Genomic DNA, 13130 nt, shown 5'->3' on the forward strand with positions numbered 1-13130 from the left:
GGATATGCCGACGCCCTAACGTGTATGGTTCCCGGGCGTCAAGAGAGCGCTACAAACAGCGCCGAAAAACCACAGGAATGGGGAAGAGGCGTTCTGCCTGAGAGAACTTAGTCGTAGAGATTGTACTTCGCCCAGTCGGCTTCCGGGATCTCGTCGCCAATGCGGTAACGGAACTGCAAGACCTCCATATGGTCCGGCGCCGTCTCGCATTTGAACTTCAGCCGGTACCATTGCCCCTTGCTGCGGAAGGCAGCGCCGGAACTCTTGATAGCGTCGGCGCTCATCTGCGGCGTCGCAAAGGCGTAAGCGACCACCCGATCAGCCTTGTAGTTGCGATCGTCATGGCTGATGCGGTCGAGAACCTCGGCGTCGCATCTCTGTTCCAGCCGGGTCTGCGGATCGAGTTTCAGCAAACCGGCGCGCAAGGCGGCGTCCATCGCGTGGGCAGGCCAGGCCAGCGTCGCCAAGGCCAAGGCCACAAGGAATAGTTTTTTCATGGGCGGGAGAACCAGCATACTTCGGTTCAGAAATCAACCGGAGTGCCGATCGGGATCCAGTCAGGATAACGCGCTGACGGCAACGTTGCACATCCCCAGTATAGGGATACGCAATCCGGCGGCTGCTGGCACGCGGGCCCCGGCCGCCGAGCAGATAAACCACCCGGCCACACGATTCACCGCCCTGCGCGGGGACGTTGATTTCTCGAACCAGTTCGCTCAGCAGGTCGCCCTCAGATTTTCCCTGGCGGGATTTGCGGCGCGTCGCGCGTGGTAATGAGGTCGTCCACGCCAAAAGCCGTCCGTAGAATAGCCCTCCCGGGCGATCCACCAAGCGGCCCGACAGAGTCCGTTGGGGTGAATTCGACTTACCGCCGGGCCTAACCGACTCGGGGCTGGCGAGCCGGCTAATGCCACCCTAATATTAGCGACTCTGCAATAGAACCCGGCGCGGACGTTTTCCCCAGATCAGATCACCTTACTTTTATGCAGTCCCATTTCGGGAAACAATCGCTGGCATCAGTCTTGCTGCACGAGCTTGCCGGCTGACCCCGGTCCTGATCGCGTATTCTGATCAGGTTGTAGGCTCGCCGGGCTTGAGGCTGTTGGGGTCTTCGCTCGGCGAGTTTGCTACGCTTCACTCGTGTCACGAATTGCCCTTCGTATCGCTCTCAACACCGAGGGCGCAGGCGAATGGCAATGGCTGGGCCGGCGCCCTCCTTTTGACACTGAACAAACCAGAGGGCGCCGACCCTTTTGCCGACGGCGCTTTGAGGGAAGCGCGCCGAGTAGTGAGTGTACCGCTCTCGCTAGAGTTGTGGAAATACAGCCTTTTGGACGATGGTCCACAGCGAACGCCGGTGAAGATAGCCGGCGCCGCAAGGGCGCTTGTTGGGGTGCCTTAGGTAGGGGGCGCCGGCCATGGCGGAAAATGGTCCGCCGCCAAGATAGGCTAACAGACGGGCCGCATTTGCATTTGGTGTGATCGCGGAAGAGACGGTGACCTTGCCGTTCGGAGCGCCCCCGCGGCCCAGCGCGTCTTGTAGCAGGGCGGCCCAGCGGCATGGTCTAGGGACTTGCGGCGGCTGCTGCTGGGCCTGACCAGTCTGGCTTGAACGAGGCGCGGTGCTGGCTGACTTAAGAATGAGCGCAAGCTGCTTCGAAGGCAATCGGCGTCGTCTCATACGTTCGCTTCTGCAGCCTCAGCCAATTTGCTTAGTGGCGACCTGCGGCCGATCTAAATTTTGCGGGCCGCCCGCTTGGAAAAAGGCCGGCGCCGCTTGGGAGGTTGCCTGATCAGCGCCGGCAGGGCGGTTATCAGGTCCGCCGTAACTCAGTGATACCTGATTCTTGACGTAACGTCATACGTCGGGATTGATTGATCACCGGGCTTGGCGCTTTCCAACGTCAGCTTGGCGGCTCCCGCGGCTGCGCTCGGCCAGGCGGGCCAAAAATGATCAAGGAAGCGTTCTGTGGCCCGGCGCTCTACCTCAAACTGATGGGGACCAAGGTCTCAGACTTACTCGCGCAAAGGTCTAATTGACCCTGTTCGGTTCCGGCAATGTCCATTGGACGTTCCGTATTTTAGCGATTGCGCATAATGGTCGTCGCCCCATTAGGTCAGCAACCTACCTCATTGGACCATCTTGCATTCCGGATTCGGCCTTGCACTCCATCGGCTGCGGACCGCTTCAGGGGAAACGCTCAAAGCCCATGGTTGACGAGGGAGAGGTGACCAGGATTGTTCAAGAAACAAGTGTGCTTCCGCCTTGAAGAAGCCCGCCACCGTTAGGCGGCAAGAAGGAGAACGAACTTGGACACCTTAATAGCGCTTGCCGCACTGGCCATATCTCTCCTTGCTCTCGGTATGTCGTTCTACTTTTGGAAGCGCCAGTTTCGCCCGATTGTAACGGCTACAGTTAAAACTCATAGCGGCGGGAGCCACGGGATCGCCTATAAGCTCGTCGTGCTGAATTCCGGATCAATTCCCGCGACAAATATCCGCCTCATCGTTTACGATCGAGCGGGGCTCAAAGCGGCGCTTGGAGCCGGTGCTAGTGAGGATGACCAAAATCGGTGGCTGGCGTGTTTCCATGATTCTACGGAAATTCCGCTCCTCCAAAACGGCGACAAGACGTCATGCTCATTTGGGATGACGCACATGGATCCGCAGCAAAGCTTTTGGAAACCGCAGGCGATGTTTCCGATCCGCATTGTGTATCATGACTGGTTCGGCGCCAAGTACGATTCCGACCCACTTAACATGCTGCAGATTGCCGACTCCGACCGCTTCACCGCTCCCCACCGGTGAAAAAGTCGCAATTGCGAGGCTTCAAACGGAGCCTTTCCGCGCTTTAGTTAGCCCAAATGTTAGCCTACTTTACATCCCCTTATCGAGTTTGCGGTTTTTTCGGCATGTGGGGCAACGGTTATAGCAAGGTTCCAATGAACCGTCTAAATCATTGATTATGCTTTGATTGTGGCGGAGGGAGTGGGATTCGAACCCACGGTGGGCTTGCACCCACGCCGGTTTTCAAGACCGGTGCCTTAAACCGCTCGGCCATCCCTCCGTCGTGATTTTTCAATCACTTGCGCGCTCGTCATGATCGCCGCTCCTGGCTGCCGGAAGCAGCAGCGAAAGGTCGATCATGTGCGTTCATTGCTCTAGTGCGCTCGGCAAAGCCGTGTCAACCGGCATGGGTCGGTCCGCCTGGGCAAAATGGACAGCGGTCGAGTCCAGACAGCCCGATTTCTCAGGTCCATCGCCTTGCCACCGCCGCCACAATCCTGCCCGGTTCCGGACACAATCGATTAATAGGCTGCTAAACATTTCCTGCGCACAAGGGAATGGGGATTGGCGCGTCGCAGGCATTGCAGTTCTGGCTTCGCCGAGATTCTAGAAGCGGCGCCTGTGTCGACATGGTAGGGGACATCTGAAAACATGCAGACCACGACGCATCGGCGTCTTCGTCGCGCTCCTGCTTTGGTCTTGTGCGCTCTTTCGGCTGTGTTGCTGGCCGCGTGCGCGTCGCCGCAGCCCAAGGCCATGGTCGACACCCGAAAGCCGCGCTCGAAGGAATATTTTGCCGAGACCGAGTATGGCGTGAAGGCCAGCCCGCGCGTCCAATACATGCGGCGCGGCGGCGGCCGCGACCAGTTGGGCAAGCCCTATCAGGTGCGCGGCAAGTGGTATTATCCCAAGGAAGACAAGCGCTACGCCAAGGTGGGTCTCGCCTCCTGGTATGGCGACGCCTTCCACGGCCGACTCACAGCCAATGGCGAAGTCTATGACATGACGCATCTGACGGCGGCGCATCCGACCATGCCGCTGCCGAGCTACGCCCGTGTCACCAACCTCGAAACCGGCAGTTCGGTTATCGTGCGCGTGAACGACCGCGGCCCGTACCATGAAGGCCGCATCATCGACGTTTCGGAGCGTGCCGCCCAGATGCTCGACTACGCAAACGTCGGCACCGCCAAGGTCAAGGTCGAATATGTCGGCCGCGCTCCGCTCGATGGCGACGACGATCAGTATTTGATGGCATCCTACCATCCCGGCAACCGGATACCGGACCCGTCGGACGGCTTGCCGACCGGCGTCATGGTGGCGATGAACGGACCTTCGCCGAGCCTGCCGGTTGGGGCGGCCGCCGTGCCGTTCCCCGGCCAGCTGACCAACTCCGGCACCGAAGCACAGCCGGTGATGTCAGTGCAGGCGCCAGCTTTCGGTGATGTGACGCTGCCTGAATTCGGGCCGATCGTGCCTCAGCGGCCGGAGACGCCCTTCGCCGTGGCTTCGCTCTCCTATGCGGATGAACGCGTGCAGCGCGCCGACGTGTTTGCCGCACTCGATGACCAGGGCATGTCGCCGGCCGACATCCTGCAATCGTGGAAGAAATCCAACCCGCAGGCGGAGCCTTCCGTCTCCGACTATGTCGCGGCAGGCTCCTTCGACGATGCAGCCGAGGCAAAGCGGGTGGCTGAAGCCCTCAAACCCTTCGGCAGGACCGAAATCCAGAGCACCGAACTCGACGGCAATGACTGGTACGCGGTCAATCTCTATCCGGATGGCCACGGCAATGTCGACGATCTCCTGCGCGCGGCATGGTCGCACGGCGCGCCGGATGCGCTGGCTGTGCGCAACTGATCAAGAAGCCGGCTTTGCCATTGCGCGGTTGATCCGCCGGGAAGAAGACTGATAGCTTTGCAGCACGTTTCCTGCAGGCCAACGGGTCGAGCCTCTCATGCGATTTCGCCTTGTCCACCCTTTTGCCGGGCTTTTGGGTCTTGGCCTTTTGCTGGCCGCGCTGGTTCCGGCCAACGCGCAGCTTTTTGAGACCAAGGCCACGCAGGCTTTCATGATCGACGCCGAAACCGGCACGGTGCTGTTTTCCAAGGATGCCGACCGACCGATCCCGCCGGCCTCGATGGCCAAGCTGATGACCATGGAGATGGTCTTCAACGCCATCAAGTCGAAGCGCATGACCCTCGACGACACCTTCGTGGTCTCGGAGAACGCCTGGCGCAAGGGCGGCGCCCCGTCGGGAACGTCGACCATGTTCGCCAAGCTCAAATCGGCGGTCCGGGTCGAGGACCTGATCCAGGGCGTCACCATACAGGCCGCCAATGACGGCTGCATGGTGCTGGCCGAGGGCATGGCGGGCTCCGAAGAGAATTTCGCCGCGCAGATGAACGACCGCGCTCGCCAGATCGGACTGGCGAAATCGACATTCGTCAATTCGACCGGCCTGCCGGCCGACGGTCAGCAGACGACGGTGCGCGAACTGGCGCAGCTCGGCCTGCACCTGTGGCGCGAATACCCTGATCTCTACCTCTATTATGGCCGGCCCGATTTCACCTGGAACAAGATTACGCAAAGGAACCGCAACCCGCTGCTGGCCATGGGCATCGGCGCCGACGGACTGGCGGTTGGAGCAAGCGAGGCGGGCGGTTTCGGCATTGTCGGCTCGGTCAGCCATGACGTCGCGCGGGTGATCGCGGCGATGAGCGGATTGGCGAACGATCGCGAGCGCGCCGAGGAAGCGCGAAAGCTGCTCGAATGGGGCGTCCGTTCCTTCGAGAAGACCGAGATTTTCGCCAACAATGAAGTGGTCGGCGAGGCCCAGGTGTTCGGCGGCGCCAAACCCGGCGTGGCGCTGAAGGCGAAGGCGCCGATCAACGTGCTTTTGCCGATCGCCAACCGCGACAAGCTGACCGCCAGGATCGTCTATCAGGGGCCGGTATCGGCGCCGGTGGAGGAGGGCCAGCCCGTCGGTGTGCTGCGCGTCTGGATCGGCGACACGCTGAGCCAGGAGACCCCGCTTTTCGCCGCCGAATCGGTCGGCGTCGGCACGCTGCCGCAACGCGCGTTCGATGCCGCCAGGGAACTGGCCGTCGGCTGGCTGCGTTAAGCAGAGTTAGAATCGTGGACCTTTGACAAGGTCCGGACTATGACGTCAGCGCAAAGCAGGACAAAAGGCCTTTCGGTTGGCGCGCGGATTTTTCATCACCTTCGAAGGCGGCGAGGGCGCCGGCAAGTCGACGCAGATCGTGCGGCTGGCCAGGAAGATGCGCGCCAAGAAATATGATGTTCTCGTCACCCGCGAACCCGGGGGATCGCCCGGCGCCGAGGCGGTCAGGCATGTCCTGCTTTCTGGCGCCGCCGAGCCATTCGGGCCGAAGATGGAGGCGGTGCTGTTCGCCGCCGCGCGTTCCGACCATGTCGAGCAGGTCATCCGGCCGGCGGTGGAGCAAGGCTCCGTCGTGCTGTGCGACCGTTTCCTGGATTCCTCGCGCGTCTACCAGGGTGTCACCGGCGGCCTCGACCCCGCTTTCATGGAAGCGCTGGAAGAGGTCGCCATCAACGGCATGATGCCTGACATGACGCTTATCCTCGACATCGACCCCGCCGAAGGCTTGCGGCGCGCCACCGCGCGGCGTGGCGCCAGCGACGGTCCGGACCGCTTCGAAAAGGAGACGCTGGATATCCACCGGCGCCGCCGCGACGCCTTCCTGGCGATTGCAGCCGCCGAACCGGATCGCTGCATCGTGATCGATGCGGCGGCGCCTCCCGATATGGTCGAGGACGTCGTCACCGCGGCGGTGTTCGCAGCACTTGAGGCTAGGGCGCTCGCCCGCGACAGACAGGCGGCGCCCGCATGATCTTCGAACGCATCGCCCCCGAGCAGCACGACACGCTGGACGGCGTGCCGGAACCGTCCGAAACGCTGCGCCTGGTCGGCCACGAGCAGGCGGCCGCGATGCTCGCCGCCGCCTATCGCTCGGGAAAACTGCCGCATGCGCTGATCTTTGCCGGACCGGTCGGCATCGGCAAGGCGACGCTCGCCTTCCACCTGGCGCATCATCTGTTGAAGCATCCGGCCTTCGAGCAGGCGCCGGACGTGTTTGCCGTTCCCGATCCGGCCTCATCGCTGTTTCGCCAGATCGCCACCGGGGCGCATCCCGGCGTGCTGCATCTGACCCGGCCGCTAAACGACAAGACCAAGAGCTTCAAGACCGTCGTCACCGTCGATGAGATCCGCAAGGTCAACCGCTTCCTGTCGCTGACCTCGCATGACGGCAGCTACCGGGTGGTGATCGTCGATCCGGCCGACGACATGAACACCAACGCCGCCAATGCCTTGCTGAAGAATCTTGAGGAGCCGCCGACCCGCACGCTCTTCATCCTCATCGTCCATGCGCCGGGCAGCCTGTTGCCGACGATCCGCTCGCGCTGCCAGATGGTGCGGCTGGCGCCGCTCGATGCCGGCAGCCTGATGAGCGTTCTGGAGACTGTCGAGCCGCCGCCGCCGACCGATCCGGCGGCGCGCGCGGCACTGGCGGAACGGGCAGGGGGCAGCGCCCGCAGTGCGATCCTGTTGACGCAATATGGCGGACTGGAGATTGCGGGCACGCTCGATGCCCTGGTCACTTCAGGCAAGAGCGACATCGCCGGCGCCTATCGCCTTGCCGAGGCCGTCGCCGGCCGCGACCAGGCGATCCAGTTCGACATCTTCAACCGTCGGGCACTCGATCTGCTGTCGTCAGGCGCCAGCGAAGCGGCACTGGCCGGTGATCTCCAGCGGGCGAAAACCCTGTCGGACACTTGGCACGAGGCGCTGGACGCTATATCTGAGACCGATACCTACAATCTCGACAAGAAGCAGCACGCCTTGACCATGATCGACCGCCTGAATTCCGCAATGCGAATGTGACCGGATCCGGCTTCGGGTCGGGATGGCAATCGCCGTCTCGATGCGATATCCACCGCCTCACATTCAATTCGGACATTCATGACGGTTCATTCATGTCACGCGACACATTCTACATCACGACACCGATTTTCTATCCGAACGGCAAGCCTCATATCGGCCACGCCTATACCGTTATAGCGACCGACGCGCTGGCTCGCTTCCAGCGTCTCGACGGCAAGGACGTGTTCTTCCTGACCGGCACCGACGAACACGGCCTCAAGATGCAGCAGACAGCCGAGAAGGATGGCATCACGCCTCTGGCGCTGGCCGACCGCAATTCAGCGATCTTCCGTTCGATGACCGAGGCGATGGGCGGCTCGAATGATGACTACATCCGCACGACGGAACCACGCCACTACGCGTCCTGCCAGGCGATCTGGAAGGCGATGGCCGCCAATGGCGACATCTATCTCGACCGCTATAGCGGCTGGTATTCGGTCCGCCAGGAAGCCTATTTTGAAGAGAGCGAAACCACGCTCGGCGACGACGGTGTGCGGCGCGAGCCGCTTGGCTCGCCCGTCGAGTGGAACGAGGAGGAAAGTTATTTCTTCAGGCTTTCCGCCTATCAGGACAAATTGCTTGCGCTGTACGAAAACCAGCCCGATTTCATCGGTCCGGCCGAGCGCCGAAATGAGGTAATGAGCTTCGTCAGGTCCGGCCTCAAGGATATCTCGGTCTCGCGCACGACCTTCAATTGGGGCGTGCCGGTGCCCGGCGATGACAAGCACGTGATGTATGTCTGGGTCGATGCCTTGACCAACTACATCACCGCCGCAGGCTATCCCGACACCAAGACCGAGCAATGGCGCTACTGGCCGGCCACGCACATCATCGGCAAGGACATCGTCCGCTTTCATGCGGTCTATTGGCCGGCTTTCCTGATGTCGGCGGGCATCGAACTGCCAAAGCGCGTGTTCGCACATGGCTTCCTGTTCAACCGTGGCGAGAAAATGTCGAAGTCGGTCGGCAATGTCGTCGACCCCTTCACCATGGTCGAGCATTACGGCGTCGACCAGGTGCGCTATTTCTTCCTGCGCGAGGTGCCGTTCGGCCAGGACGGCAGCTACAGCCATGAAGCGATCGTCAACCGCACCAATGCCGACCTTGCCAACGGCCTCGGCAATCTGGCCCAGCGCTCGCTGTCGATGATCGCCAAGAACTGCGGCGGCGCGGTGCCGCAGCGCGGCGAACTGACCGAGGCCGACAGCGCCATCCTCGACCAGGCAGTGGAAGCGCTTGGGGCGGCGCGCAAGGCGATGGCGGAACAGGGCATCCATCTGGCGCTGGCGGCAATCTTCAGTGTGGTGGCGGAAGCCGATCGCTACTTCGCCTCGCAGGCACCCTGGGCGCTGAAGAAGACCGATCCGGCGCGCATGGAAACTGTGTTGTGGACGACAGCCGAGCTCGTGCGTCGCGTGGCGCTTCTGTGCCAGCCCTACATTCCGGGGTCGGCGGCGAAGCTGCTCGACCTGCTGGCGGTGCCGGCGGACAATCGTGACTTCGCCCATGTCCACGCCGACTATGCACTGGTGCCCGGCACGGCACTGCCCGTGCCGGAAGGGATTTTTCCGCGTTACGTCGAAAAGCCGGAGGCGAGCGCCTGATGCTCGTCGACAGCCATTGCCATCTCGACTTTCCGGATTTCGCCGAGGAGCGGGCGGCCATCGTCGCTCGCGCCAAGGCCGCCGGGATCGGTCGCATGGTGACCATCTCGACGCGCGTGAAGCGGTTTCCGCAAGTGCTTGAGATTGCGGAGGCTTTCGACGAAGTCTACTGCTCGGTCGGTACCCATCCGCACAATGCCGGCGAAGAGCTCGATGTGACGGCTGAGGAGCTGGTTCGCCTGTCCGCGCATCCAAAGGTGGTGGCGATCGGCGAGGCCGGGCTCGACTATTACTACGACAAAGCGCCGCGCGACGCGCAGGCAAAGGGCTTTCGGACCCACATATCAGTTGCGCGCGAAACCGGCCTGCCGCTCGTCATCCATTCGCGCGACGCCGACGACGACATGGCTGCCATCCTCGAGGACGAAACAGGGAAGGGCGCCTTCCCCTTCATCCTGCATTGTTTTTCCTCGGGACGCCGTCTGGCCGAGGTGGGCGTGGCGCTTGGCGGCTATGTCTCCTTCTCGGGCATATTGACCTTCAAGAACTCCGCCGAATTGCGCGCTATCGCCGCCGATGTGCCGCATGACCGGCTGCTGGTCGAGACCGACGCGCCGTATCTGGCGCCGGTGCCGTTTCGCGGCAAGCGCAACGAGCCGGCCTATGTCGCGCACACCGCCAAGGTGCTGGCCGAAACGGTTGGCGTCGGCGAGGCCGAGATCGCGACCCTTACGACGGCGAATTTCTTCCGTCTGTTCGGCAAGATGCCGCGGACCTCCGGACTCTGACGCATGGGCGACCGGCTGCGCCTCACCATCCTCGGCTGCGGCTCGTCGCCCGGCACGCCCCGCATCACCGGCGACTGGGGCAATTGCGATCCGGCCAATCCGAAAAACCGGCGAATGCGCACGGCAGCCCTGGTCGAGCGAATTGCGGCCAACGGCTCCAGAACGACGGTCGTCATCGACACCGGGCCGGATTTTCGCGAGCAGATGCTGATGGCGGCGGTCCGGCGCATCGACGCCGTCGTCTATACGCATCCGCATGCCGACCACATCCACGGCATCGACGATCTGCGCGGCTACGTGCTCGAACAACGCCATCTGATCGATGTCCATGCCGACCAGCCGACGATGCTTAGGCTGCGCGAAGCGTTCGGCTATTGCTTCGAGACGCCGCTGGGCAGCTCCTATCCGCCGATCGTCAGGCCGCACATCATCGATCACGCCAGGCCGGTAACGATCGAAGGTGAGGGCGGAGCCCTCACCCTTGAGCCGCTGCCGCAGATCCACGGCGACATCATTTCGCTTGGTTTCCGCATCGGCGGGCTGGCCTATTGCCCTGATATCAGCGACTTTCCCGACGCCACCGCCGACCGGTTGCGCGGCCTGGAGATGCTGGTCATCGATGCCTTGCAGTACAACACTCACCCCAGCCATTTGTCGCTCGGTCAGGCGCTTGGCTGGATTGAAAAACTGACCCCGAAACAGGCCGTGCTGACGCATATGCATGTGCCGCTCGACTATGCCACGGTCAAGGCCGAGGTGCCGGCCAGTATCACCCCGGCCTATGATGGCATGGTGATCGAAATCCCTTATGAATCAGCGTGATGTGAACGGCTTTTCATGAGGGCATTCGGCTCTTTGGTCCGAAGATCAGCAGCGTTCCAATCCGCTCATAGCCCATGCGGGGATAAAGCAGCGCTCCGGCATGCGTCGCCAACAGCATCGAGCATCGCGCCCCACGAGCCCGGTCGTCCTGCAGCATTTTGGACATCAGTGCCTGGCCGATGCCGCGACGCCGGTGCGAAGGCTCGACATACATGGCCGCGCACCAGGTGGCGCCGACAGCGTCTATGCTGCGCACGCGTCCAACGATGGTGCCGCCATCGAGCGCCACATATTGGCGCAACGGCGCACCGTCGCCGAGCAGATCGGCCGCGATCGGCCGCCTGCGAATGATCTCCGCCAGTTGCGCCGCACGCTCGACTGTCTGCACGCGCTCAATCGACACGACCTCTGGCAAGGCGGCCGCCGGCGGATCCGGGATCTGACGCAATGGCTGGACGAAAAAACCTTCCGTTCGCAGCAGCCGGTAACCGAGAGCCTTGTAGGCGGTCCGCACCGGCTGATCCGGTTCGCCGTTGGCGATCGCGACCGAAACAGCAAAGCTTGACCGCGCGTGCTTCCGCACGATCGCATCAGCTTCCTCGGCCGCGACGTCATGGACGACCCATTCTTCGTTGCGATAGTCGCGCGCATTCTTTCGCTCGGCATCGCGCATCAACCACAAGGGTCCAACGCGGCTGGCCTCATATGGAAAGGTGCGGCTCTTGTCGCTGCTGTAGCCGTGCACGAACACTTCGATCGCCGCTTCGATCTCACGCATTGCTGTCGTCATTCACGCAGCGTATCGTTGGTCTTAAGCTCAAGGCAACACGCATCGATCGCGCCAAGCCTATGAAAATCAGCAGCAATTCCCGGCTACCGCTCAACACATAAGTTCCATAATCTATCTTATGCGACTTTTGTATGTGGCTTCCTGTTTCCGTTGGTGGCATCAGACCCGGCCCCGAAATACGCCCTGCTGAGCGAGATACGGCCGCGGCTGTGGATTGCTCGGTGGGAAGAAAAGTTGGCGAGGCTGGCAACGGCGAGTTTGGCGTCGTCTCAGCTATCGTTGAACGCGAGAACCAGCCACGGCACACCAAAGCGATCGGTGACCAAACCAAACAATTCGGCCCACTCGACTTTTGCAAGCGGCGTGGCGATCTTTCCACCATCTGCCAGCCCATTGAAAAGGCGTCGAGCTTTCTCGACGCCTTTGACGTGCAATGCGATATTAAACCCCCTTGGTAGTCTATATTCGTTGGCGGGCAAATCGTTGCCCAACAGATGGTCATCTCCGATCTGAAGGTCAGCGAACCGGATCATGTCGGGCGCCCCACGAGTTGATCCTGGCGGCAGAGCTATGTCCTCAGTATCGCCATGGGCATTCATAACCCTGATCTCGCCTCCCAGGAGTTCCGCATATTTCTCGAATGCCTGCCGGCAATCGCCATTGAACTCAAGCTGCGCCATCACATTCATTGGGAACTCTCCCTGGATGGTCACCATCCTATGGTTGCGATACAACGCATGATTTGCCGACAGCGTTCCAAAGGATGCCCTCAAAGTGGCCCCCCGATTGCCCGCTATATGGCCGGCCCGCTAGTCAAGCAAGACCACGGCATCAACCTCGAACAGCATCGGGTCGATCGCAAGTTTGGGAACGGGAACCAGGGTTTGTGCCGGCAGCGCGTCGCCGAACATCTCCTTGACGTTCTGGGTCAGCACGGCGAGCTTGGACATGTCGTGGTCGACCACGAACACCGTAAGCTTGGCGACCTGATCGGGTTTCGCACCGATATCCTCAAGCGCGGCGCGTAAATTCGCATATGCCTGTTTCACCTGGACAGCGAAGTCGGGCGACAAGCCTCCCGTGGCGTCCTGGCCGCCCTGCCCGGAAATATACGCCACCCGGGCTCCGGGCGGCGTGATCACTGCCGTGCTGTAACCGTTCGGGGACGGGTCGTAGAGGGTTTGCGGATTGACGATGGTCAGCTTGTTCTCAGTGGCCGTCGTCGCTGCGGGAATTGATATATTCATGATGATTAGCCCTCCGATAAGCAGATGCCTGATTGCGCGTGACATGATTTTCTCTTGGCTGCGCGGACCGCGAGCGACGTCCCTTGCGGCCGCATGATTTGAACTTTGGCCATATCAGCCATGACATGA

12 protein-coding genes and 1 tRNA gene are annotated in these 13130 nt (G+C 61.7%); 8 read left to right on the forward strand and 5 right to left on the reverse strand.

The window, feature by feature from the left end:
• Window positions 1-107: 107 nt before the first annotated feature.
• On the reverse strand, window positions 108-515 hold the full coding sequence (locus ACWGTO_RS12360; RefSeq protein ID WP_454575135.1) for a DUF930 domain-containing protein: 408 nt from the start codon (window positions 513-515) through the stop codon (window positions 108-110).
• A gap of 1795 nt (window positions 516-2310) precedes the next feature.
• On the opposite strand from ACWGTO_RS12360, the gene ACWGTO_RS12365 reads away from it, so the two are divergent.
• Window positions 2311-2808, forward strand: a complete 498-nt coding sequence (locus ACWGTO_RS12365) for a hypothetical protein (protein WP_454575136.1) — start codon at window positions 2311-2313, stop codon at window positions 2806-2808.
• 169 nt (window positions 2809-2977) lie between these two features.
• Here the strand turns inward: ACWGTO_RS12365 and ACWGTO_RS12370 are convergent.
• Window positions 2978-3067, reverse strand: a tRNA-Ser gene (locus ACWGTO_RS12370).
• Between the two features lie 371 nt (window positions 3068-3438).
• Between ACWGTO_RS12370 and ACWGTO_RS12375 the strand changes: the two genes are divergently transcribed.
• The 7 genes from ACWGTO_RS12375 to ACWGTO_RS12405 all read left to right on the forward strand — a co-directional run bounded on the left by ACWGTO_RS12375 (window position 3439) and on the right by ACWGTO_RS12405 (window position 10964).
• Window positions 3439-4644, forward strand: a complete 1206-nt coding sequence (locus ACWGTO_RS12375; protein ID WP_454575137.1) for a septal ring lytic transglycosylase RlpA family protein — start codon at window positions 3439-3441, stop codon at window positions 4642-4644.
• Between the two features lie 97 nt (window positions 4645-4741).
• Window positions 4742-5908 carry a D-alanyl-D-alanine carboxypeptidase family protein gene (locus tag ACWGTO_RS12380; protein ID WP_454575138.1) on the forward strand — a complete coding sequence of 389 codons (1167 nt, stop codon included), beginning with the start codon at window positions 4742-4744 and terminating at the stop codon, window positions 5906-5908.
• 76 nt (window positions 5909-5984) lie between these two features.
• Window positions 5985-6659 (forward strand): dTMP kinase, encoded by a 675-nt coding sequence (tmk, locus tag ACWGTO_RS12385; RefSeq protein ID WP_454575139.1) that lies wholly within the window; start codon window positions 5985-5987, stop codon window positions 6657-6659.
• The gene (locus tag ACWGTO_RS12390; protein ID WP_454575140.1) at window positions 6656-7711 is read left to right on the forward strand and encodes a DNA polymerase III subunit delta'; all 1056 of its coding nucleotides are present in this window, start codon (window positions 6656-6658) and stop codon (window positions 7709-7711) included. Before tmk ends, ACWGTO_RS12390 begins: the two co-directional genes overlap by 4 nt.
• Window positions 7712-7803: 92 nt before the next feature.
• Complete coding sequence (metG, locus tag ACWGTO_RS12395) at window positions 7804-9354, forward strand: methionine--tRNA ligase (RefSeq protein ID WP_454575141.1); 1551 nt, start codon at window positions 7804-7806, stop codon at window positions 9352-9354.
• Window positions 9354-10142 carry a TatD family hydrolase gene (locus ACWGTO_RS12400; RefSeq protein ID WP_454575142.1) on the forward strand — a complete coding sequence of 263 codons (789 nt, stop codon included), beginning with the start codon at window positions 9354-9356 and terminating at the stop codon, window positions 10140-10142. Before metG ends, ACWGTO_RS12400 begins: the two co-directional genes overlap by 1 nt.
• Before the next feature lie 3 nt (window positions 10143-10145).
• Window positions 10146-10964, forward strand: coding sequence for an MBL fold metallo-hydrolase (locus ACWGTO_RS12405; protein ID WP_454575143.1), 819 nt, complete (start codon window positions 10146-10148; stop codon window positions 10962-10964).
• A 13-nt stretch (window positions 10965-10977) separates the two neighbouring features.
• On the opposite strand, the gene ACWGTO_RS12410 is transcribed toward ACWGTO_RS12405, so the two are convergent.
• The 3 genes from ACWGTO_RS12410 to ACWGTO_RS12420 form a co-directional block, all read right to left on the reverse strand.
• The gene (locus ACWGTO_RS12410; RefSeq protein ID WP_454575144.1) at window positions 10978-11742 is read right to left on the reverse strand and encodes a GNAT family N-acetyltransferase; all 765 of its coding nucleotides are present in this window, start codon (window positions 11740-11742) and stop codon (window positions 10978-10980) included.
• Between the two features lie 281 nt (window positions 11743-12023).
• Complete coding sequence (locus tag ACWGTO_RS12415) at window positions 12024-12443, reverse strand: VOC family protein (RefSeq protein WP_454575145.1); 420 nt, start codon at window positions 12441-12443, stop codon at window positions 12024-12026.
• 120 nt (window positions 12444-12563) lie between these two features.
• Window positions 12564-13046 carry a RidA family protein gene (locus tag ACWGTO_RS12420; protein ID WP_454575146.1) on the reverse strand — a complete coding sequence of 161 codons (483 nt, stop codon included), beginning with the start codon at window positions 13044-13046 and terminating at the stop codon, window positions 12564-12566.
• Between the last annotated feature and the right edge of the window lie 84 nt (window positions 13047-13130).

The organism is Mesorhizobium sp. PL10, assembly GCF_053714315.1.